This is a genomic window from Halorubrum sp. B52, from assembly GCF_059752555.1.
In genome coordinates, this window is sequence record NZ_MWTG01000018.1 from 37,582 (window position 1) to 59,527 (window position 21,946).

Sequence of the window (21,946 nt, forward strand, 5' to 3'; positions counted from 1 at the left end):
CGGGGAGAATCGGTGGCGCATGGAGGTCGGCATCGTGGCACGGAAGGGGAGCGAGCGCGCGGCGAGCCTCGCGGCCGAGCTGCGCGACGCGGTCGTCGCCGCCGGGGGGTCCGTCTGGCTCGACGCGGAGACGGCCGACGCGCTCGGCGAGGGCGATCGCGGGCGCTCGGTCGACGCCCTCGTCGACGCGGACCTCGCCGTCGCGGTGGGCGGCGACGGGACGTTCCTCTTCGTCGCGCGCAACGCCGGCGACACGCCGATCGTCGGCGTCAACCTCGGCGAGGTGGGGTTCCTCAACGCGGTCCCCCCGGCGGACGCCGAGGAGGCCGTGCTCGCCGAGGTCGAGGCGTTCGGCCGCGGTGAACTGGACGTCCGGGAGGCGCCGCGGCTCGCGGCGCGGGCGGGCGACTGGACGTCGGTGCCGGCGGCGAACGAGATCGTGATCCAGAGCGGCCGCCGCGGTCCCGGGGCCGGCCTCGACTACGAGGTGCGCGTCGACGGGAGCCGCTACTCCGGCGGTCACGCCGACGGTGTCCTCGTCGCGACGCCGACCGGCTCGACGGCGTACAACCTCTCCGAGCGCGGCCCGCTCGTCGGCCCGGGCGTGAGCGGGCTCATCGTGAACGAGATGGCCGCCGAGTCGGGGATGCCGCCGCTCGTCGTCGACGTCGACGCCGCGGTCACGGTCGCGGTCGAGGGCGTCGACGAGGCGACCGTCGTCAGCGACGGGCGGAGCGCGACGACCCTGGAGGCCCCGGTCGAGGTGACCGTCGAGCGAACGACGCCGCCGATGCGGATCGCCGGCCCCCCGTCGGACTTCTTCGAGGCGCTGGGGAAGCTCTCCTGACCGGGGCATCCCCCTCGTGCGTCGCCCGCCCGCGACGCCGACAGCCCTCACGGCGGAGTCGGCCCACAAAGCGTTTATCCCCCGAAGCGAACCGTCGGCCGTGAACCGTCGGTTCGCGCTGTTCGGATACCTCGTCGCGGGCGTCGCGGTCGCGGGCGCGGCCGCGGTCGCCTGGCTCGCGTCGCCCGAGGCCGCCGTCGATCGGCTCGCGCTGCTCGCGGACGACCCGGTCCGGTTCGGCGTCGCGCTCCTCGCGCTGACCGCCGTCAGGCCGCTGTTGGCGTGGCCGACGACGCTGCTCGCCGTGGCCGTCGGATTCGGGTACGGCTGGGTCGGCGTCCCGCTCGGCGTCGCCCTGTTGGTGGCGACGGCCGTCGTCCCTTACCGGCTCGCGCGGGCGGGGCGGCTCCGGGTCCGCGGCGCCTCCCGGACCGCGGACCGGCTCTGCGACGCGGGCGAGCGACTGGCGACCGCGGCCGGAGGCCTCCGGACCGTGGCGGCCACTCGCCTGCTTCCGCTTCCCTCAGACGCGGTCTCGGTCGGGGCGGGGGCCGCCGGGATCCGCACGCGACCGTTCCTCGTCGGCACCGCAGTCGGCGAACTCCCTTGGGTGATCGTCGGCGTCGCCGTCGGCGTCTCGCTGGACCGGCTCGCGGCCGGCGACCTCTCCGCGGTCGATCCGACCGTGCTGGTCGCGATGGCCGGCACGGGGGCGCTGCTGCTCGCCGGGCCGCTGTATCGAACGCTCGTCCGAGAAGAACCCGCTACGACGGCGTGACCGCCTCGGCGGGCGACCGCGGGATTCGACCGCAGTCGCCGGCGTATCGCGGCAGGGCGTGTGCCGTCCCGGCCGCGGGGTAGACGCCGCGGCGGGCGGTCGTTGCGATCTCGCGGTCCCGATCAGAATCGCGACTGCGGGCGGAACGCGCCGATCGTCCAGAGGCACGGTACCTCCGGACGGTCGAGGCGACTCGTGTGCCTCTCCGATAGCCGGTGCGGACGTGCATTCCCATGACCCCGGATCCCGGGACCGTCCCAGCCCTAACCCCGAAGCCGCGGCGGCGCCCCGACGGCGCCGATCCGAGACGGCTTCAACGGGGGTCCACGGGTGACACGCCGGCCGTCCTCACGAGTCGTCGTCGGTCCCGTTCGCGTCGTCCCCGCTCCCGTCGGACTCCTCGTAGGAGACCTCGATCCCGCGCGGAACCGGACGCAGGAGGTACGAACCGTTGCCCCGCCGGACCGGCGCGAAGTCGGCGGTGAAGCTGGTTCGGGTGTTCTCGCGGACGTCGAACTCCTCGTTGAACGTCAGCGGCGCGTTCCCGGGCAGGTCGACGTCGGCCTCGTCGCCGCCCTCCAGCGTGCCGTCGACGTTCGAGACGTCGAGCTGGAGGAACCGGTACGTGCCGACCGACAGCTCTCGCTCGTCGATCAGCTGCGTCTCCCCGTTCTGCAACTGGACGAGGTCCGCCTCCTGCGGGTCGTCGAACTCCAGGTACTCGCGGCCGGCGGGCTCGTCGCCGTCTCCGTCGTCGGTCTCGTTGCCGTCGGCGTCGTCGCCCTCGGTCGCGTTCTCGTCGTCCCCACCGTCATCGTCCGTCTCGTTCCCGTCCACGCCGCTCTCGGCGCCTTCGGGTCCGAGCCAGATCCCTTGAATGGTGACCACGAGCGACTCGAAGTCGCCGATGTCGGCCGGCTGGTCGGTCACCCGCGTCGCGAGGGTTCCGGTCGCGCGGCCGACGCAGCCGGCGAGCCCGGCGACCCCGAGCGCGGCGGCGCCGGTCGCCTGCAGGTAGGTCCGGCGGGAGACCGAATCGGTCTCGGACGCGTCGGCCTCGGGCGTGCGGTCCGTCACGTTACGCGGCCCCCGAGTCGTCGCCGTCGCCGGATTCGGCGTCGTCACCGTTTCCGGCGACGTCGCTCACGGTGTCACCGAGGTCGTCGACGCCGCCCGAGAGGAAGTCGTTCACGCTACTCAGGACGTCGCCGACGAAGTCCGGCACCTGATCCGGCAGGTCGCTCGGCGGTCCCGCGTCGCCCGCCGGGTCGTCCGGACCGGACGTCGCCGCGACGGCACCGGCGGCCGCGCCGGTCCCGATCAGTACCACCGTGGCCAGCGCCACGATCAGGGTCGTTCGGATCGCGTTCATGACGGTTTCCTCTCGGGGCGCTACCCCCTTTAATGGCACAAGCCGTTCAGCCCATTTGCCCCCGATTTAACTCGGTTTAATCGTCCGAAGGCGGGATGAAGAGCGGATTCCGTCTCTATTCGGACCTACTTATAAAATAGCGCGTCGAACGGCCGGGGCGATCCGGCTACGGCTCCAGCCGGTTCGGGTCGCGCGGGAACATGATCGCCTCCTTGATGTTGTCGAGGTCGGCGACCTTCTGGACGAGGCGGTCGATGCCGAGCCCGTAGCCGCCGTGGGGCGGGGTACCGAAGCTGAGCGCCTCGATGTAGAACTCGAAGTTCGCCGTCTCGACGCCCTCCTCCTCCATGACCTCGACCATGCGGTCGACGTCGTGTTCGCGCTGCCCGCCCGAGGAGAGCTCCTGGCCCTTGTAGATGAGGTCGAACTTCCGCGAGGCGATCTCGTCGCCCTCGACGTCCTGCATGTAGTAGAACTTCTCGTCGGGGTAGCCGACGACGAAGAACGCGGGATGCCCCTGCTCCTCGAAGTGCTCGCCCAGCAGCTTCTCGCCCTTCGTGTCGAGGTCGGTCGGGTCGTCCGGGAAGTGGCCGTACTCGCGCTCGAGGATGTCGAGCGCCTCGTCGAAGGTGATCCGCGGGAAGTCGTCCTCGGGCACGTCGAGGTCGACGTCGAGCAGGTCGAGCTCGCGCTCGGCGTTCTCGGCGGCCGCGCGGAGCGCGTACCGCAGCGACTCCTCTTGGACGTCCATCACGTCGTCGTGATCCTCGATGTACGCGAGCTCGACGTCGAACATCGCGATCTCGGAGACGTGCCGGGAGGTCGCGAAGTCCTCGGCGCGGAACGCGGTGCCCGTCTCGTAGACGGCCTCGTAGCCGGAGGCCATCAGCATCTGCTTGTACAGCTGCGGGCTCTGCGAGAGGAACGCGTCCTTGTTGTAGTAGAGGATCGGGAACAGCTCCGCGCCGCCCTCGGCGCCGCCCTTCGAGATGAGCGGCGTCTTGATGTCGACGAACCCCTCGTTGTCGAACCACTCCTCCATCGCGGTCATCAGCTTCGAACGGAGGGTGAAGACGGCGAGCGTCTCCGGCTTGCGGAGGTCGAGCGCGCGGTTGTCGAGCCGGGTCGAGAGGTCGACCTCGATGTCCTTCGAGATCTCTAAGGGGAGCGGGGAGTCGGCCTCGTCGATGACCTCGTACTCGGTCGGCGCGATCTCGACGCCGCCGGGCGCCTGGTCGCTCTCAAGCGGCTCGCCGACGACGCGGACCACGTCCTCGGCGCCGACGTCCTGCACGGCCTCGAACAGCTCCGGCTCGCGCTCCTCCTTGAAGACGATCTGGATGAGCCCCTCGCGGTCGCGCACGATGAGGAAGACGAGCCCCCCCAGGTCGCGGATCTCGTGGACGTGGCCGGCGATGGCGACCTCGTCCGCGTCCGGTTCGACGTCCGACGTGTGGATTCGCTCGATCATGACGGTGGCTGCGTTACGTGGGTCTGGTCGGGCGTTCGGCATAGGCCTGTCGTCTCGCCGTCGACGGAACCCGTCGCGCGCGGCGGTCTCACCGCGGATTCGCGGCGGTCGCGCGGTCGGCGCCGCAGTCGGATCCCGACGTGTGCTACCGAGGCACACCCTCGCCACAGATTTAATACACGTCCGACATATCGAGCGAGCAACGGCGCACTCGCGCCGCGGAGTCCACGTATGACCCGCTTCCGTTCCGTCGCCACGGCGTCCGCCGCTATCGCCAGCGGCGCGCTCCTCGGCTGGAACGGCTACGGGACTCCGGACACACGGTCCGTCCGGCCGACCGCGTAACGCGCGTCGGCTGGGGAGGGTTCCCCCGCGGGACGGACCGCACCCGTTCTCCCCAGCCGTCGCCGTATCGACCGCGGAGCCGCCGGACGCGACCGTGTCACCCTCGCGAGCGCCGAGGCCGCCCCGCCGCCCGCTCCCGCGGGCGTCGACGGCGGAGTCCGGCGTTCGGGGCCGCACCGCGTTCGATTCGCGGCGAGGGATTCATGGCAGCAGCCATCCGCACGCAGACGGTGGAAGCGACGGTGAGCGTTCGCGTCTCGCAGGCGGCCGGCGGCGACCTCGCGGCCGGCGCCCGCCGACAGCTGGAGCGCGTCGACGGGGTGGCCGTCGAGGGGCTGACGATCGCCGGCGTCAGACCGGGGCTCAACGACACGACGGTGGAGGCGGTCGCGACCCTCTCGGTCGACGGCGAGGAACCGGTCACGGACCCCGAGCATCACACCGACGCAGACGCTCCCGGCGGCGTCGCCGACCGTGTCGCGGAGCGACTGAGGGACGGGTTCGGAGTGGAGCCGGAGCGCGTCGAACTCGTCGACGGCGCGTGACCGGGTGGGTCTCGCTCCGTTTCCGGCGGGCGCCGACGGTCACTCGCCCACCCGATCGCGCACCTGCGCCTCCGCCCGCCGGAGCACGTCTCGGACCGGGATCCCCGTGGCCTCCGCGACCATGGCCGCGTCGTCGTACTCGGCGCTCACGTCGTAGACGTCGCCGTCGGCGGTCGACGCCACCTTCACCGACACCTCGTACGCGTCGCCGTCGACCGCGAGCGTCGCCGTCTCGAAGTCGCGCTCCGCGATCCACCGGTGGCTCGCGCCCGACTGTCGAACGCCGAGGGTCCCCGTCTCGCGGGCGAGCCGTTCCGCCACCGCCTCGGCGTCCTCCGGCTTGCAGACGACCTTCACGAGGTGGCCCGGCCGCGACTTCTTCATCGTCGTCGGGACGACCGTCACGTCTCGGGCGCCGGCGCGCGAGAGGCTCTCCTGGAGCCCGCCGAGCACCTCCGGCGAGGCGTCGTCGAGGTTCGTCTCCAGCACCGCGATCTCGTCGCGGACGAGTCCGTCGTCGACATCCGCTCCCGCGGTCTCGTCGCCCTCGTCACCGCCGTCGCCGACGAGGACGCGGAGGACGTTCGGGTGCTCCGGGAAGGTCGCGTCGCCCGCCCCGTAGCCGGCGTCCTCGACGTCGAGGGGAGGCAGCCGGTCGACGCCCTCGGCGACCGCCGCCAGTATCGCGGCCCCGGTCGGCGTGAGCAGCTCGCGGTCGACGGGGCCGCCGACCACCGAGAAGTCGGCGCCCGCCGCGATCTCGGTCGTCGCCGGCGCGGGGACCGGGTAGACGCCGTGGCTCATCGAGACCTCCCCGCCGCCGGTCGCGACCGGAGTCGCCACGACGCGGTCGGGACCGAGGTCGTCGAGGAGGAGCGCCGCCCCCACCACGTCGGCGATCGCGTCGTCCGCGCCGACCTCGTGGAAGTGCGTCTCGTCGAGGTCGGTCCCGTGGACCGACGCCTCGGCGCGACCGAGGCGCTCGAAGGCGTCGAGCGCGACGGCCTCGACGGACGCGGGAAGGTTCATCGACTCGACGAGCGCGACGACCTCGGGGTAGCTGCGGTGGACGCCCGATCCCTCGGCGTGATCGCCGTGCTCGTGGTCGTGAGCATGTCCGTGGTCGCGCTCACTCTCGCCGTGTTCGTGGTCGTGGTTGTGGGCATGTCCGTGACCGTGGTCGTGTCCGTGGTCGCCCTCGCCGTGACCGTGGTCGTGTCCGTGATCGGGATCGCCCCCGGCCCCTCCGCCGTCCCTCTCGTCGAGGAGCACGTCGACGGTCGTCGCTCGGATCCCCTTGTTCGTCGTCTCCCCGATCTCGTACCGGACCGGGAGCCGATCGGTCACGGGCGAGAGGACCTCCGGGTCGGCGCCGGCCGCGATCAGCGCGGCGCAGATCATGTCGCCGGCGGCGCCGGTCCGGCCGTCGAAGACGAGCGTTCGCATGGCGGACCGGAGGCGAGCGCGGGACAAATACCTCCGGATCCGTCGCCGGACCCCCCGGAACCGCCCTGCGACCGCGGCCGGAGCCGGCGTCGCGATCCCGACCGGGTCGACGGCGAAAACGCACGCTTACGACGGCGTTTTAAGCCGGGGGTCCGTACCGTGCCACATGATGACACAGTCCGCCGCGGGTCCCGGTTCTCCCGGACGGACCGGCGGCACGGGCAGGGGCAACAGGCTTATTCCCGAACCGGATGGAGATACGGGTAACCCCCGCGAGGAACCATGAACGAAGTCCAACTCGAAGTGGCGAAGGCGTACCCGAACGACTCGGGACGCGGCATCGCCCGCCTCGACCCCGACACGCTGTTGCACCTCAAGCTCTCGCCCGGCGACATCATCGAGATCGAGGGCGCGGAGACGACCGCCGCGAAGGTCTGGCGCGCCGACCGCCAGGACTGGAACACCGACACGGTCCGCGTCGACGGGTTCACCCGCCAGAACGCCGACGTCGGCATCGGCGAGCGCGTGACCATCCGAAAGGCAGAGGCGGAGAAGGCCGAAAAGCTCGTCTTGGCCCCGCCGGAGGAGGCGTCGGTCCAGTTCGGCTCGGACGCCGCCGGCATGGTGAAACGCCAGATCCTCAAGCGCCCGGTCGTCGAGCGCGACATCGTCCCCGTGATGTCCTCGACGAACCACCCGTTCATGCGGTCGCCCGGGCAGGCGATCCCGCTGATCGCGGTGGAGACCGAGCCCGACGGCGTCTGTCTGATCACCGAGGACACCGACGTCGAGCTCCGCGAGGAGCCGATCTCCGGGTTCGAGAAGACGGGCGGCGGGATCACCTACGAGGACATCGGCGGCCTCCAGAACGAGATCCAGCGCGTCCGGGAGATGGTCGAGCTGCCGATGAAACACCCGCAGATCTTCTCGAAGCTCGGGATCGAGCCGCCGCAGGGCGTCCTCCTGCACGGCCCGCCGGGCACGGGGAAGACCCTGCTCGCGAAGGCCGTCGCCAACGAGACGTCGGCGTCGTTCTTCTCGATCGCCGGCCCGGAGATCATCTCGAAGTACTACGGCGAGTCCGAACAGCAGCTCCGGGAGATCTTCGAGGACGCGAAAGAGGAGAGCCCCAGCATCATCTTCATCGACGAGCTCGACTCGATCGCGCCGAAGCGCGAGGACGTCACGGGCGAGGTCGAGCGCCGCGTCGTCGCCCAGCTGCTGACGATGATGGACGGCCTCGAGACGCGCGGACAGGTGGTCGTCATCGGCGCCACCAACCGCGTCGACAGCGTCGACCCCGCGCTCCGCCGCCCGGGGCGGTTCGATCGCGAGATCGAGATCGGCGTCCCCGACGAGACGGGCCGCAAGGAGATCCTCCAGATCCACACCCGCGGGATGCCGCTCTCGGACGACGTCTCCCTCGACCACCTCGCCGACGAGACGCACGGGTTCGTCGGCGCCGACATCGAGAGCCTGACGAAGGAGGCCGCGATGAAGGCGCTCCGGCGCTACCTCCCCGAGATCGACCTCGACGACGAGGAGGTCCCGCCGAGCCTGATCGACCGGATGATCGTCAAGCGCGACGACTTCTCGGGCGCGCTCACGGAGGTGGAGCCGTCGGCGATGCGGGAGGTGCTCGTCGAGCTCCCGAAGATCTCGTGGGACGACGTGGGCGGCCTCAACGACGCCCAACAGCAGGTCCAGGAGTCCGTGGAGTGGCCGCTCACCTCGCCGGAGAAGTTCGACCGGATGGGCGTCGACGCCCCGAAGGGCGTGCTGCTGTACGGCCCGCCCGGCACCGGGAAGACGCTGATGGCGAAGGCGGTCGCCAACGAGACGAACGCGAACTTCATCTCGGTCAGGGGGCCGCAGCTGCTCTCGAAGTGGGTCGGCGAGTCGGAGAAGGCGATCAGACAGACCTTCCGGAAGGCCCGGCAGGTGAGCCCGACGATCATCTTCTTCGACGAGCTCGACAGTCTCGCGCCTTCGCGCGGGCAGGAGATGGGCAACAACGTCTCCGAGCGCGTCGTCAACCAGCTGCTCACCGAGCTCGACGGACTGGAGGAGATGGGTGACGTGATGGTGATCGGCGCCACCAACCGCCCCGACATGATCGACCCCGCGCTGCTGCGCTCGGGCCGGTTCGACCGGCTCGTGATGATCGGCCAGCCGGACCAGGAGGGCCGCGAGCAGATCCTCGACATCCACACCCGAGACACGCCGCTCGCGCCCGACGTGAGCCTCCGCGAGATCGCGGAGATCACGGACGGCTACGTCGGCTCCGACCTCGAGGGGATCGCCCGCGAGGCCGCCATCGAGGCCCTGCGCGACGACGACGACGCCGAGGAGGTCGAGATGAAGCACTTCCGGCGCGCCATGGAGTCGGTGCGTCCCACGATCAACGACGACATCCTCGCGTACTACGAGGAGGTCGAACAGCAGTTCAAGGGCGGCAGCGGAAACGCGATCCGCGACACCGGCGGCCGGATCGGGTTCCAGTAAGCCACGGAGCCGTCTCCGGAGGCCGTCCGCCCGCGCCGACCGTTTTTTCGGCTGGGAAGCGTATTGACGCACGGCTATGTCCGACGACGTCACCGTCGACGTGGAGGTCGAAGTGGAGGTCGACAGCGACGAACTGGAAATCGAGCGCGACGACGCCGAGGTCGTGGAAGCGAGCTACGAGGCGAGCGGCGTCGAGATCGGCATCGAAGCCGAGGTGGAGACGCACGGGGGCGACGACGAGGAGCACGGTCGCGATGAGGAGGGGAGCGAACAGCACGAAGGGGACGATCCCGAAGCGGACGACGACGAGTAGCCCCGCGTCGTCGACCGCGACCGCGACTCCCGAGCGTCTCGTTCCGCGTCTTTTAACCCCGACAGCGACCAAGCGGAGGCATGTCCCAGCCGCGCGTCCCGGGCGGTGACGAGAACACGCTGGAGCTGCCCTGCGGGCAGACGATAGCGGCCGGCGAGCTGGACCTCGGGATGCGCGAGTTCGAGTGCGACTGCGGCGAGACGCACGCGGTCGTGATGGACGTGCATCCCCCCGAGCGGTTCCTCCCCGACTTCCTCGTCGAGGTGCTCCGCGAGGCGATCGAGACGACCAGCGAGGAGATGCCGGAGTTCGACACCCCGCACCTGCTCGGCGTCGTGTTAGAGGAGTTCCCGGAGGCGGTCGTGGCGTACGACGCCAGCGAGAACGCGGACGTCGGCTACGCGATGGCGTGGGTGACGGACTTCGACTCCCGGCGCCTCCACGAGATCGTCGTCGAGCTCGTCGTCGAGCTGATGGAACACGCCGTCAGTCACGCCGACGACGACGAGGCGCTCTCGGCGTTTGAGTCGGAGATGGTCGAGTTCGACGTGAGCGAGTTCGTCGAGCAGTACCGCGCCGAGCGCGACCTCGAGGCGGAAGACCCGTACGCCTGACGACCAACGGGAAAGAGTCGGGACGGCGTCGGGACGCCCGATTCACTCCGAATCACTCCGAATCCGCGGTCTGCACCCGTTTCAGCGGTCCTGTCAGACATTTGTCCGACTCGCGTCTCACTGAACCCTATATATACGGCTGTCGTACGTATGACGTATGAGCGGCGGTGAATACGACCGCTACGACCGAATTCGCAGCGTGCTCGCCGAGGCCGACGAGCCGCTGACGGCGCGGGAGATCCTCGCGCTCGCCGACGAGTGCGAGGAGATCGACAGCCCGCACCGCGTCGCGACCGTGCTGGGCCGGTGGGCCGAGCGCGGCGAGGTCGAGGTCATCGCGGACCGCCCGTACCGGTACCGGCTGGAGACCTGACCGCGGCGTCCCGGCCCCGGCGACCCGGTCGCGGCGTCCCGGCCCCGGCGTCCCGGCCCCGGCGACCCCGCCGGCGACAGACGCCGTCACTCCGACCCGAACCGGAGCGCGCCGTCGGCCGGATCGAGCCTCGCGACCGCGCCGAGAGGGAGCGGGAACGACGGGTCCGTGTGGCCGAAGTCGTAGCCGAAGCCGGCGACCGCGTCCGGGGCGTAACGCTCGAGCTCGCGAGCCGCGACGTCCTCCAGCTCGGCGGGGTACTCGTACGGGTCCGGATCCCACTCGAGGGTCGGCGCGTTCGTCCGCGGGCGACCCACGAGCACGCCGTCGAACCGCTCCAAGAGCCCGCGCTCGCCCATCGCGCGGAGGGTGTAGCCGACCTCGCGCGGCGGCGGCACGTCCTCCGAGGTCTCCAGCGCGAGGACGGCCCCGTCGAGCCGCTCGGGGTCCGGGAGGTACCGGTCCGCCTGGAGGTGCCACTTCACTATCGCGAACGAGCCGCCCCACACCCGGCCCCGGACCGGCTCGTCGGGGTCGGCCTCCGGACCGATCAGCGTCGTCGGGCCGGGGTTCTCGCGCCACGCGCGCGGCTCGCCGGTCTCGAAGTCGAACCACTCGTCCGTCCACTCGTCGGCGGGGGCGACGGCGCCGAGCGAGTCCCCGAACAGCGCGCGCCGGAGGTACCGCTCGGTGTAGGGGCGGAGCTCCGGATCGCAGACGAGGTCCGGATGGATCCCGAGCCCGTAGCTGACGATCCCGCGGTTCCAGAGGAACAGCCGGAGGTTGTCGCTGTCGCTGTACCCGAAGAAGCGGGTCGGGTTCGCCGCGAGCGCGTCGCCGTCGAGGTGCCGGAGCACTCGTATTTGGTCGTCGCCGCCGGTGTACGCCATCACGGCGCCGATCTCGGGGTCGGTGAAGGCGTCCTCGATGTCTGCCGCACGGGCCGCGGGCGACGCCGGCTTCTCGCGGTCGGGGTCCGCGGTCGGGAACACGCGCGTCTCGACCCCGAGCGCGGCGAGTCGCTCGCGGCCGATCCGGAGCCGCGTCGCGTCGGCCGGTCGCGAGGGCGCCACGACCGCCAGCTTCTGATCGTCCCCGAGCGGCGGGGGCGTCGTAAACGCCATGTCGGCGGCTTGCGTCCGACGTCCGCATAAGTCACCGGGTCACGTGTCACTCTTTCTCGTTCGCCATGTCTCGACGTACCTTGCGAAAATCGCAAAGTCGCTGCGAGATTCGTATTCTATCGTCGGCCTTATTACGATGAGCGTACTCCGTCGCGATAATGAGCGAGGACCGGACCATTCTACTCATCGGTAGCGGGCCGATCCAGATCGGACAGGCGGCCGAGTTCGACTACTCCGGCGCACAGGCGTGTCGCGCCCTCCAGGAGGAGGGGGCCCGCGTCGTGCTGGTGAACTCGAACCCGGCGACGATCATGACCGACCCGGAGACCGCTGACCGGGTGTACATCGAGCCGATCACGCCGGAGGCGATCGCGGAGGTCATCCGGATCGAGGAGCCCGACGGCGTCATCGCCGGGCTCGGCGGCCAGACCGGCCTCAACGTCACCGCCGAGCTCGCCGAGGAGGGCATCTTAGAGGAGCACGACGTCGAGGTGATGGGGACGCCGCTCGACACCATCTACGCGACGGAGGACCGCGACCTGTTCCGTCAGCGGATGGAGGGGCTCGGGCAGCCGGTGCCCGCCTCGACCACCATCTCGCTCGACGAGGGCGAGTCGGTCACCGACTTCGACGAGGCGGCGTTCCGCGAGCGCGTCCAGGACGCGGTCGACGCGGTCGGCGGGCTCCCCGTCATCGCCCGCACGACCTACACCCTCGGCGGCTCCGGCTCCGGGGTCGTCGACGAGTTCGAGGAGCTCGTCGAGCGCGTCCGCAAGGGGCTCCGCCTCTCGCGGAACAGCGAGGTGCTGATCACGGAGTCCATCGCGGGCTGGGTCGAGCTCGAGTACGAGGTGATGCGGGACGCCGACGACTCCTGTATCATCATCTGCAACATGGAGAACATCGACCCGATGGGGATCCACACCGGCGAGTCGACGGTCGTCACCCCGTCGCAGGTGATCCCCGACGACGGCCACCAGGAGATGCGCGACGCCGCGCTTGAAGTGATCCGCGATCTGGGCATCCAGGGCGGCTGTAACATCCAGTTCGCGTGGCACGACGACGGGACGCCCGGCGGCGAGTACCGCGTGGTGGAAGTGAACCCGCGCGTCTCCCGCTCCTCGGCGCTCGCGTCGAAGGCGACCGGGTACCCGATCGCGCGCGTCACGGCCAAGGTCGCGCTGGGCAAGCGGCTCCACGAGATCGACAACGAGATCACCGGCGAGACGACGGCCGCCTTCGAGCCCGCCATCGACTACGTGGTGACGAAGGTGCCGCGCTGGCCGATCGACAAGTTCGACGACGTCGACTTCGAGCTCGGCACGGCGATGAAGTCGACCGGCGAGGCGATGGCGATCGGGCGGACGTTCGAGGAGAGCATGGTGAAGGCGCTCCGCTCCTCCGAGTACGACCCCGCCGTCGACTTCGACGAAGTGTCGGACGGGGAGCTCGAGTCGGAGTACCTCGAGCGCCCGAGCCCGGACCGCCCGTACGCGATGTTCGAGGCGTTCGACCGCGGCTACACCGTCGACGACGTGATCGGGCTGACGGGCATCTACCGCTGGTACGTCGAGCGGTTCGAGAACATCGCCGAGGGGACCGCCGCGGCCGCCGAGGGCGACTTCACCGAGGCCGCGATGGTCGGCCGCACGGACGCGGAGATCGCCGCGACCGCGACCGCCGGGGGCGTCGAGGCGGACGTGAGCGAGGTCGAGACGAGCGTTCCCGACCGGACGTACAAGCAGGTCGACACCTGCGCGGGCGAGTTCGAGGCGTCGACGCCGTACTACTACTCGGCCCGTCTGCCCCAGTTCCTGCGGGGCGACGACACGGCCGGCGCGACGAACGAGGTCCGCGTCGACCCCGACGTCGAGAGCGTCGTGGTCGTCGGCGGCGGCCCGATCCGCATCGGGCAGGGCGTCGAGTTCGACTACTGCGCGGTCCACGCGGTGCGCGCGCTCCGCGAGCTCGGCATCGACGCGCACGTCGTCAACAACAACCCCGAGACGGTGTCGACCGACTACGACACCTCCGACGGGCTCTTCTTCGAGCCCATCTCGGCCGAAGAGGTCGCCGACGTGATCGAGACGACCGGCGCCGACGGCGTGATGGTTCAGTTCGGCGGGCAGACCTCGGTGAACGTGGGCGAACCCCTCCAGGCGGAGATCGAGCGCCGCGGGCTCGACTGCTCGGTTCTGGGAACGAGCGTGGAGGCGATGGACCTCGCCGAGGACCGCGACCGCTTCAACGTCCTCATGGACGAGATGGGGATCGCGCAGCCCGAGGGCGGCACCGCGACGAGCGAGGCGGAGGCGCTGGAGCTGGCGCACGACATCGGCTACCCCGTACTCGTGCGCCCCTCCTACGTGCTCGGCGGGCGCGCGATGCGGGTCGTCGAGGACGACGCGGAGCTGGAAGAGTACATCGAGGAGGCGGTCCGCGTCTCCCCCGACAAGCCGATCCTCGTCGACCAGTTCCTCGACGACGCGGTCGAACTGGACGTCGACGCCGTCGCCGACGGCGAGGACGTGCTGCTCGGCGGCGTGATGGAGCACGTCGAGAGCGCGGGCGTCCACTCCGGCGACTCCGCCTGCATGATCCCGCCGCGCTCGCTGGGCGACGAGACGCTGGCGCGGGTTCGCGAGGTCACCGAGGACATCGCCCGCGCGCTCGACACGGTCGGCCTGCTCAACGTCCAGCTCGCGGTGACGGGCGTCGGCGACGACGTCGACAGCGAGGTGTACGTGCTGGAGGCGAACCCGCGCTCCTCGCGGACGGTCCCGTTCGTCTCGAAGGCGACGGGCGTCCCGATCGCGAAGCTCGCCGCGAAGGTGATGACGGACGACCTGACGCTCGCCGACCTCGACGCCGACGAGCAGATCCCGGAGCACCGCAGCGTGAAGGAGGTCGTCCTGCCGTTCGACCGCCTGCCGGGCTCGGACCCGCGGCTCGGCCCGGAGATGAAGTCGACCGGCGAGGTGATGGGCACCGCCCGGTCGTTCGGTAAGGCGTACGACAAGGCGCAGGACTCCACCGGCAAGCCGATCCCGGAGTCCGGCACCGCCGTCGTCGACCTCTCCGCCGAGGAGTTCCCGGACCCCGACACCGAGGCCGGCGAGGCGCTGGTCGAGGGGTACGCCGAGCACTTCGAGCTCTCGACGGCGACGGACCTGATCGAGGCCGCGAGGCGCGGCGAGATCGACCTCATCGTCTCCCGCCAGCGCGACCTGCTCGAGGTGGCCGTCGAGGAGGAGATCACCTACTTCTCGACGCACGCCTCCGCGAAGGCCGCGCTGGAAGCGATCGAACACGCCGGCGACGACATCGACGTGATGGCCGTCTCCGACCGGCCGAAGCGCGTCGAGCGGTGGGGCGGCGCGGAGTGAGCGCGGAGTGAGCACAGAGTGAGCGCGGCGCGGAGGCGGCGCGGGGTGGGCTCGGCCCGGTAGGAGACGGGGGACGGGATCGCCGCACGCCCGGAGGGGGAACGCACAAGCCGCCCGCCGCCCTCCGGGTCGGTATGAACGTCGATATTCTGCTGTACGACGGCTTCGACGAGCTGGACGGGATCGGCCCGTACGAGGTGTTCGACTACGCGCTGGAGTACGCCGGAGAAGGGGACGACCCGGCCGGGCGCGTCCGGTACGTGACCCTCGACGAGCGCGAATCGGTGACCGCGAGCCACGGGACGCGCGTCGGGGTCGACGGGATCCTTCCCGAGCCGGACGCGGACGACGTCCCCGACCTGCTGCTCGTCCCGGGCGGCGGCTGGAACGCGCGCGACGAGGAGGCGAGCGCGTGGGCGGAGGCGCGGAAGGGGGACGTGCCGCGCGCGCTCGCGGCCCACCACGCGGCCGGCACGCGGATCGCCTCGGTGTGTACCGGCTCGATGCTGCTCGCGGAGGCCGGCGTCACCGACGGTCGGCGCGCCGTCACCCACGCCGGCGCGATCGACGAGCTGCGCGAGTCGGGGGCCGAGGTCGTGGACGCGCGCGTCGTGGACGACGGCGACCTGCTCTCCGCGGGCGGCGTGACCTCCGGGATCGACCTGGCCCTGTACCTCGTCGAGCGGGAGTTCGGTGGAGCCGTCGCCGACCGCGTCGCGACCGTCATCGAGTACGAGCGCCGCTACGAGGTCGCGGGCGAGAGCGACTGACGCCGGTCAGTCGTCGCCGTCGTTGGGAAGCGGGGCGTCGGCCTCGCTCTCCCCGGCCTCGTTGCTCGTGGTCTCGCCGTCGGCCTCGACCGTGATCACGGTGCAGTCGAGCTCGCTCCGGAGGAACGAGTCGATGTCCGGGTCGGAGAGGAGCTTCTGGACCATCCGCCGCCAGCGACCCGCCTGCTTCGAGCCGATGACGACGACGTCGGCCTTCTCGGCGACGATCTCTTCGAGGATGGTCTCCTCGACGAGGAAGCCGCGCCGGACGACGTACCGCGCGCGGTCGACCGTTCCGATCTGTCTCTCCACGGCGCGCTTGAGGTCGCTGCGGGAGACGCCGCCGGAGTTCTGATACAGGTCCACGTGGAGGATCGTGAGGTCGGCGTCGCGCTCCTCGGCGACGCGGACGGCCTCCCGCAGCGTCGCCGCCGAGTGCGACGACGGCGGGAATCGGACCGGGACCACGACGAGAGTCATGACGGGAGGGTTGTGGTGGAGGGATAAATACGCTGTCGGTGCGAATACTCGCGTTGAGAATCGAAGACGCTCTCCTCACGCGACGGGAGCGCCGGTCACCGCCGCGAACTGCTCCGGATCGAACCGAACGCCGCCGATCGTGTCGATCCACGGGAGCCGCCGCAGTCTCCGAGCCCGGTCGTGCGACACGCGGACGACCGCGAACCCCGACCGGTGGTGGAGTACGAGCCGGCCCGACGTCCCCACGAGCCCGAGCAGCCCGGTGACGAACGCGTCGTGATCGACCGGTTCGGCGCGTTTCACGAAGAAGAACGCCTCCGCGTCGGGGTCGGGTCCCGAGACCTCGATCGACGCGCCGAACCGCTCCGCGAGGGTCACCGCTCCTCCGTCATCCGGACCGCCTGTTCGATCCAGTCCGCGGCCCGGCTCGTCGACGCCCGCGCGATCTCGGCGACCGTCTCCGGGTCGAGCGCCGACAGCTGCGCGACGTTTTCGATCCCCTTCTCGCGCAGTCGACTCGCGTACGTCGGGCCGATGCCGGAGACGGATTCGAGCCCGGGCGACTCCTCGCGACCGCCGAGCTCGTCCTGTAACGCGCGGACCCGCTCGACCGGGATCGACAGCCGCTCGGCGAGCTCCGCCGGGTCCCGTTTCACCAGCGACTCGAGGTCGGTGACGCCGGCGCGGTGCAGCCGGTCCGCGACGGCCGACCCGTTCTCCGGATCGACTTCGACGATCGCGCGGCGGAACGCCTCCATGCGCGCCTTCTCGTCGGCGTCGGTCGGCTCGTCGGGCTTCTCCTCCGGGGTCTCGTCGGCGGACGCGTCGTCCGCGGTCTCGTCGACGCTTGCGTCGCCGCCCCCCGTCGCGTCAGCGTCGGTCGAGTCGGTCGAGTCGTCGGTATCCTCATCCGCGTTCGATTCGTCCGTCGTCTCCGTACTCGATCCGTCTGTCGCCTCCGGACCGGCGGCGGGCTCCTCGGCGAGGACGAGGTCGACGGGCGATCCGGGCTCGGCGACCGCGTACGCGTCGGGGAACTGCTCGACGACGGCTCCGGGGGTCGTCGTCGGGTCGGGGGCCCGTTCGACCGTTCCGACCGCGAGGTCGGCGGCGGTCAGTCGGCGGACCGCGGCCTCGCGCGACAGCCCTCGCAGCGCCGGCACGTCGACGTACTCCGTCTCCGGTCTGTCCGGCTCGGTGCGGGGCGCTCGCAGCCGGAACGAGACCTCGCTGAGGTTCGCCGAGAGCGACGACTCGTCGAGCGAGGGGAGATGCATCCGGACCCCTTCCTCGGTCTGGGTCACGTTCGCCTTGAGCGTGAAGTCGACGTCGTCGACGCGGTACCGCTCGCCCGACAGGTCGTCGTCGGCCGCCTCCAGCGCCGCGCCGAGGTTCGAGAAGACGGTCTTCGGCTCCAGCGCCGGCCGCTCGGCCTCCAGTTCCCGCACGCGCTCCTGCAGCCGATCGCGGTCGTCGCTCAGCGTCGAGAGCCGATGTTCGAGCGCGTCGCGCTCGCTCCGCACGTCGAGCACGTCGGTCTGGAGCCGGACGAGCGACTCCTGCCGCTCGGTGATCACCCGCTCGAGCGCCGCCCGCTCGACGGTGTCGAACTTGTCGACGTCGATCTGGGGGATCTCCTCCAACTGAAACGTCTCGGTGATCCGATACGGGTCGCTTTTGACGTCGAACCCGTCGCTCATGGTCGACGCGTCTCCGGCGGCACGGGCGCGATCTTGAGGCGGACCTCGCTCGCGATCTCGGCGTCCACCTCGTACTCGTCCGCGACGCGATGGTTGAGCGGCACCGCTTTCACGACGGGCTTGTACCCGCGGATCTCGTCGGTCTCCGGGTCGCGGATCTCCTTGCCCTCGACGGAGAGCGTCACCTCCAGATCGGCCTCGACCTCGGAGAATCGGAGCCAGGAGGCGTCGAGCTCGTACGCGAGCTCTCCGCTCTCGATCTCCCGTTCGAGCGCGCGCTGGGAGGCCATCGACCGGCGGTCGAGCTCTTCTTGCCCCTCCGCGACCGAGAACGCGACCGACCGAACGAACTCGGAGAGCGGTCGCGCGAGCCACTCGTCAGTCGGCACGGTCGCCTCCGCGCGCCGCGTCGATGTCCGCCGAGGGACCGGTCCGCACCGGCAGCGGCGTCGGTTCGAGACGCGCCGCCAGTCGGGCGTTCGCGCCGGTCTCCCGGTCGAACCGCCGCCGGTCGATCACCGACTGCGTGCTCGCCGTGAGCCCGTCCGCGGGGTCGGCGGGGTCACCGTTAGTGCTCCCGTCGTCGCCCTCGCGTTCGGTCGCGCGCACGTCGACGTCGACCTCGATCGTCGCCTCGCTGAACCGGTACCAGGCGGGCGTGATCCCGAGTTCCAGCAGGGGTCGGCGCTCCGCCGGAGCCGGCGTCGCGGTGACCGTCCCGTCGGTGTCGATCGTCCGCGTGACCGACGGGACGACCTCGAGTTCGGTCTCCGCGAGCGACGCCCCCGTCTCCGCGCTGTGCGCGTCGAGCGCGGTCTGCGCGTCGGCGACGCCGGCGGCCAGCAGGTAGACGAGGTCGTCGAACGGGACGTCCGCGACCGGCTGGTCCGGTCGGCGGCGGGCGGTACTGGGCAGACTCACGTGATGGGCGCGTAGTGGCATAGATGACGGTGTCGCGGGTGCGGTTCGATTGTCGCGAGTGCGGTTCGGGCGTCGCCGTCGGGAGCCGCTCTCTCGACGGCGGGACCGCGAACCGATTCGATCACTCCTCGGGCGTGGTGCGGTTGTCGACGGTCTCGACCTCGGGGAAGAGGTACGGCGGCTCCGGAACCGGGACCATCGTGGTCTTCAGCTTGCTCGTCCCGTGGACCTCCTTCCCGAACTTGCGGTTGTGGCTCACGTCGGTCTGTATGCTGCCGCCCCACAGTCCGAATCCGGCGTGCGCCTTGGCGCTGACGTCGATGTCCGTCTCCCGTTCGGTGGTCGTCTTGATGTCCATCTCGACCTCGATGACGGCCTCCGAGAACTGGTAGAACGTCGGGAACAGCCCCGCCTGGAGCAGCGAGACGTCGATCGCGTCCGCCGAGGAGTAGGTGACGTCGCCGTTCGAGTCGATCGTCCGCGTGATCGCCGGGACGACCTCGATCTCCGTCTCCGCGAGCGTCTTGGCGACCTCGACCGAGTTCATGTCCAACTGGTTCTGCGCGTCCGCGATCCCCTGACCCATGCTGGCCACCATCTCGGGGAACGGTACGTCGAGTAACTCCTGTCCTACGGACATTCTTAAGTAATGATCACAATAGATATTAAACTGGTATGTAATAAATTAGGGGAGTTGTCGACGGTTTTTGAGTGGTATTCGCTGGTCCCTCACTGATCTCTGATATACGTCTGAAACGGTTTTAAGACGTCTTTACGGGCGTCTCACGGACTCTTACCGAGGACCGCTGATTCGGACCATTTAAATAGTTGATGATCGAGAGTTCCCGCGGTCCGACGGCCTATCGTTTTTTCGTCGGGTTCGTGCGGTAACTCACGCTCAGTACCGATCGCTGTCGCTCAGCGATATTTAAATCCAGTCTCAATTCCCGGTCAGCAACCTTCGCTACCGCTGACGGTTGCTGAGGTTCAGTCCGCCCTCCCCGAATTGAACGCCGGAAGACGTGCTCGCTCCGCTGCGCGCGCCTTCCGAGCCCTCGTTCGCTTCGCTCACGAGGACGGGGGACAAGTCGGTCTACAGTCGACCATGAATCGGCTTGAAAACGAGTCCGCCCTCCCCGAATTGAACGGGGGACAAGTCGATCTACAGTCGACTGCTCTACCAGGCTGAGCTAAGGGCGGTTACCGTATTCTAGCCGCCGGATTCAACTTAAGGGTTCCCTTTCAGCGCAGGTGTGATCCGCCGTACCGCGGGCGCTTCGGGAACCGTCCGCCTCGCTCCGACCCCGCCCGCCGCGCGCGGTTTTTAAGTCGCTCGCGGCGGGAGCAGAGGTATGGCCGACGGCGACGACAGACAGGCGACGTTCGGGTCGGACGGGAGCCTGGAGACCGACACGACGCCGGACGCGACCGGCGAGAACGACTTCGGCGAGCCGAAGGAGCCGAACGAGACCGACGGCGGCTACAACCGCTACGCCGTCTCCAGCCTCCTCCAGAAGGCTGTGCGCCGCTCCGACGAGGAGGTCGCCGCGTGGGCCGCCTGGGAGCTTGCGCGCTCCGGCTACGCGTGGAACCTCTGGGACAGACTGACCCTCTACGTCGTCGAGGACCTTCGCGCCGGCAGCGACGTCGCGCTGACGATCGAGCGCTACGAGGAGCTCGCGACCGAGCGCTGGGAGCCTGCCGAGTGGAAGGGCCGCCTCTGTGCGATCCACGCCGCGTTGGCGGCCGCCCGCGCGCGGTCGACCCGCGAGGGCCCCAACGCCGACGAGTACTTCCGGGCCGTCGCCGACCTGCGCGCCGAGGCCCGCGAGCGCGGCGAGGAGCCCGCCCACGACTTCCCGGTCGGCGACCTCGAACCCGGCGGCGAGTTCGACGCGATCTTCGACGGCCACACCGGGGAGGGGGCCAAGCTGGGGCGCGGGACGCGCTTCTTCAAGACCCGCGGCGCGCGGGTCGGACCGGAGGGCGAGGGCGAGCACAGCGCTCGCTGGCAGCGCCTCGCGATGCTGCTCGACGACGAGCGCGACTACTCCGCCGCCGAACTCGACCGGGCCGTCGAGCCCGTCGACCCGGACGACCCGTGGCACGAGCCCGAGACGATCGGCGAGGGCGGAGACGACGAGAGCGCGCGGGAAGACCGGGCAGATGGCGAAGGTCGAGACGACGACGACGCCGACGGGTCGCTCTCCGACTTCTCGCCGTAGTCGTCGGCGGGTCCGTTCCGCCGAGGGTCACCGAGCGCACGGTTCTCCGCGAACACCGACGGGCGGCGACTACCGCACCCGCGTCGCCGGTTCCGCCAACCCTTATCACTCCGGCTCGGGAAGTACCGCCATGGCAGACGTGGCAATCGTCGGCGGCGGACCGGCCGGACTCAGCGCGGGACTGTTCGCGGGCAAGAACGGTCTCGACGCGGTCCTGTTCGACGCCGACAAGACGTGGATGCACAAGGCGCACCTGTTCAACTACCCCGGCATCGGCTCGGTCGGCGGCAGCGAGCTCCTCGCGACCATGCGACAGCAGGCCGACGACTTCGGCGTCGACCGGAAGCAGGGCGAGGAGGTCACCGGCGTCGCCGAGTCGGGCGACGGGTTCGCGGTGACGACCGAGTCGGGCGAGTACGAGGCCGACTACCTCGTGCTCGCGACGGGCGCGAGCCGCGACCTCGCCGAGTCGCTCGGCTGCGCGTTCGGCGACGACGACACGGTCGACGTCGACGTCTCGATGGAGACCAGCGTCGACGGCGCCTACGCCACGGGCGGGATGGTCCGCGCCGAGGAGTGGCAGGCGGTCATCTCGGCCGGCGACGGCGCCGCCGCGGCCCTCAACATCCTCTCGAAGGAGAAGGGCGAACACTACCACGACTTCGACGTCCCCGACACCGCGACCTCGGTGTTCGGCGGTCTGATCGACGACGAGTAACGCTCGCTCGCGG

The 21,946-nt window shown here is 70.3% G+C and carries 22 protein-coding genes and 1 tRNA gene; 11 read left to right on the plus strand and 12 right to left on the minus strand.

The window, feature by feature from the left end:
* Positions 1-19: 19 nt before the first annotated feature.
* Both B4V04_RS17085 and B4V04_RS17090 read left to right on the plus strand, forming a co-directional pair.
* Positions 20-847, plus strand: coding sequence for an NAD(+)/NADH kinase (locus B4V04_RS17085; RefSeq protein WP_498232867.1), 828 nt, complete (start codon positions 20-22; stop codon positions 845-847).
* Positions 848-947: 100 nt separating this feature from the next.
* Entirely contained in the window at positions 948-1,625 is a 678-nt protein-coding gene (locus tag B4V04_RS17090) for a TVP38/TMEM64 family protein (RefSeq protein WP_498232868.1), read from the plus strand.
* A 348-nt stretch (positions 1,626-1,973) separates the two neighbouring features.
* Here the strand turns inward: B4V04_RS17090 and B4V04_RS17095 are convergent, their stop codons facing one another.
* From B4V04_RS17095 to aspS, 3 genes are all read right to left on the minus strand, one after another.
* Entirely contained in the window at positions 1,974-2,702 is a 729-nt protein-coding gene (locus B4V04_RS17095) for a DUF4382 domain-containing protein (RefSeq protein ID WP_498232869.1), read from the minus strand.
* A 1-nt stretch (position 2,703) separates the two neighbouring features.
* Positions 2,704-2,997: a hypothetical protein gene (locus B4V04_RS17100; RefSeq protein ID WP_498232870.1), complete on the minus strand. Its 294-nt coding sequence runs from the start codon at positions 2,995-2,997 to the stop codon at positions 2,704-2,706.
* 166 nt (positions 2,998-3,163) lie between these two features.
* Positions 3,164-4,468 (minus strand): aspartate--tRNA(Asn) ligase, encoded by a 1,305-nt coding sequence (gene aspS, locus B4V04_RS17105; protein WP_498232871.1) that lies wholly within the window; start codon positions 4,466-4,468, stop codon positions 3,164-3,166.
* Positions 4,469-5,016: 548 nt separating this feature from the next.
* Here aspS and B4V04_RS17110 point away from each other — a divergent pair.
* Positions 5,017-5,358, plus strand: coding sequence for a hypothetical protein (locus B4V04_RS17110; RefSeq protein ID WP_498232872.1), 342 nt, complete (start codon positions 5,017-5,019; stop codon positions 5,356-5,358).
* A 39-nt stretch (positions 5,359-5,397) separates the two neighbouring features.
* On the opposite strand, the gene larC is transcribed toward B4V04_RS17110, so the two are convergent.
* The gene (larC, locus tag B4V04_RS17115) at positions 5,398-6,804 is read right to left on the minus strand and encodes a nickel pincer cofactor biosynthesis protein LarC (RefSeq protein ID WP_498232873.1); all 1,407 of its coding nucleotides are present in this window, start codon (positions 6,802-6,804) and stop codon (positions 5,398-5,400) included.
* 282 nt (positions 6,805-7,086) lie between these two features.
* On the opposite strand from larC, the gene B4V04_RS17120 reads away from it, so the two are divergent.
* The 4 genes from B4V04_RS17120 (at position 7,087) to B4V04_RS17135 (ending at position 10,609) form a co-directional block, all read left to right on the plus strand.
* Positions 7,087-9,309 (plus strand): CDC48 family AAA ATPase, encoded by a 2,223-nt coding sequence (locus B4V04_RS17120; RefSeq protein WP_498232874.1) that lies wholly within the window; start codon positions 7,087-7,089, stop codon positions 9,307-9,309.
* Positions 9,310-9,385: 76 nt separating this feature from the next.
* Complete coding sequence (locus tag B4V04_RS17125; protein ID WP_498232875.1) at positions 9,386-9,622, plus strand: hypothetical protein; 237 nt, start codon at positions 9,386-9,388, stop codon at positions 9,620-9,622.
* A gap of 80 nt (positions 9,623-9,702) precedes the next feature.
* Positions 9,703-10,236 (plus strand): DUF5815 family protein, encoded by a 534-nt coding sequence (locus B4V04_RS17130; RefSeq protein ID WP_498232876.1) that lies wholly within the window; start codon positions 9,703-9,705, stop codon positions 10,234-10,236.
* A gap of 157 nt (positions 10,237-10,393) precedes the next feature.
* Entirely contained in the window at positions 10,394-10,609 is a 216-nt protein-coding gene (locus tag B4V04_RS17135; RefSeq protein WP_144796328.1) for a hypothetical protein, read from the plus strand.
* Between the two features lie 86 nt (positions 10,610-10,695).
* Here B4V04_RS17135 and B4V04_RS17140 read toward each other — a convergent pair whose 3' ends face one another.
* A complete protein-coding gene (locus B4V04_RS17140) occupies positions 10,696-11,733 on the minus strand; it encodes a S66 family peptidase (protein ID WP_498232877.1) in 1,038 nt (345 codons plus the stop codon).
* A 158-nt stretch (positions 11,734-11,891) separates the two neighbouring features.
* Here B4V04_RS17140 and carB point away from each other — a divergent pair, with 158 nt between their 5' ends.
* Both carB and B4V04_RS17150 read left to right on the plus strand, forming a co-directional pair.
* Complete coding sequence (gene carB / locus B4V04_RS17145; protein ID WP_498232878.1) at positions 11,892-15,119, plus strand: carbamoyl-phosphate synthase large subunit; 3,228 nt, start codon at positions 11,892-11,894, stop codon at positions 15,117-15,119.
* Between the two features lie 134 nt (positions 15,120-15,253).
* Positions 15,254-15,889 carry a DJ-1/PfpI family protein gene (locus tag B4V04_RS17150; RefSeq protein WP_498232879.1) on the plus strand — a complete coding sequence of 212 codons (636 nt, stop codon included), beginning with the start codon at positions 15,254-15,256 and terminating at the stop codon, positions 15,887-15,889.
* A 6-nt stretch (positions 15,890-15,895) separates the two neighbouring features.
* On the opposite strand, the gene B4V04_RS17155 is transcribed toward B4V04_RS17150, so the two are convergent.
* The 7 genes from B4V04_RS17155 to B4V04_RS17185 form a co-directional block, all read right to left on the minus strand.
* The gene (locus B4V04_RS17155; protein WP_498232880.1) at positions 15,896-16,369 is read right to left on the minus strand and encodes a universal stress protein; all 474 of its coding nucleotides are present in this window, start codon (positions 16,367-16,369) and stop codon (positions 15,896-15,898) included.
* Positions 16,370-16,444: 75 nt separating this feature from the next.
* Entirely contained in the window at positions 16,445-16,747 is a 303-nt protein-coding gene (locus tag B4V04_RS17160) for a hypothetical protein (protein ID WP_498232881.1), read from the minus strand.
* Positions 16,744-18,069 (minus strand): helix-hairpin-helix domain-containing protein, encoded by a 1,326-nt coding sequence (locus B4V04_RS17165; RefSeq protein ID WP_498232882.1) that lies wholly within the window; start codon positions 18,067-18,069, stop codon positions 16,744-16,746. The genes B4V04_RS17160 and B4V04_RS17165 overlap by 4 nt, the downstream gene beginning before the upstream one ends.
* Positions 18,066-18,458, minus strand: coding sequence for a hypothetical protein (locus B4V04_RS17170; RefSeq protein WP_498232883.1), 393 nt, complete (start codon positions 18,456-18,458; stop codon positions 18,066-18,068). Before B4V04_RS17170 ends, B4V04_RS17165 begins: the two co-directional genes overlap by 4 nt.
* Complete coding sequence (locus tag B4V04_RS17175; protein WP_498232884.1) at positions 18,448-18,990, minus strand: hypothetical protein; 543 nt, start codon at positions 18,988-18,990, stop codon at positions 18,448-18,450. The genes B4V04_RS17170 and B4V04_RS17175 overlap by 11 nt, the downstream gene beginning before the upstream one ends.
* 121 nt (positions 18,991-19,111) lie before the next feature.
* Positions 19,112-19,630: a hypothetical protein gene (locus B4V04_RS17180; RefSeq protein ID WP_144796344.1), complete on the minus strand. Its 519-nt coding sequence runs from the start codon at positions 19,628-19,630 to the stop codon at positions 19,112-19,114.
* 486 nt (positions 19,631-20,116) lie between these two features.
* Positions 20,117-20,190 (minus strand) — tRNA-Tyr (locus B4V04_RS17185).
* Between the two features lie 152 nt (positions 20,191-20,342).
* Between B4V04_RS17185 and B4V04_RS17190 the strand changes: the two genes are divergently transcribed.
* Both B4V04_RS17190 and B4V04_RS17195 read left to right on the plus strand, forming a co-directional pair.
* Entirely contained in the window at positions 20,343-21,215 is an 873-nt protein-coding gene (locus B4V04_RS17190) for a hypothetical protein (protein WP_498232885.1), read from the plus strand.
* A gap of 130 nt (positions 21,216-21,345) precedes the next feature.
* On the plus strand, positions 21,346-21,933 hold the full coding sequence (locus B4V04_RS17195; RefSeq protein WP_144796348.1) for an NAD(P)/FAD-dependent oxidoreductase: 588 nt from the start codon (positions 21,346-21,348) through the stop codon (positions 21,931-21,933).
* Positions 21,934-21,946 lie beyond the last annotated feature (13 nt).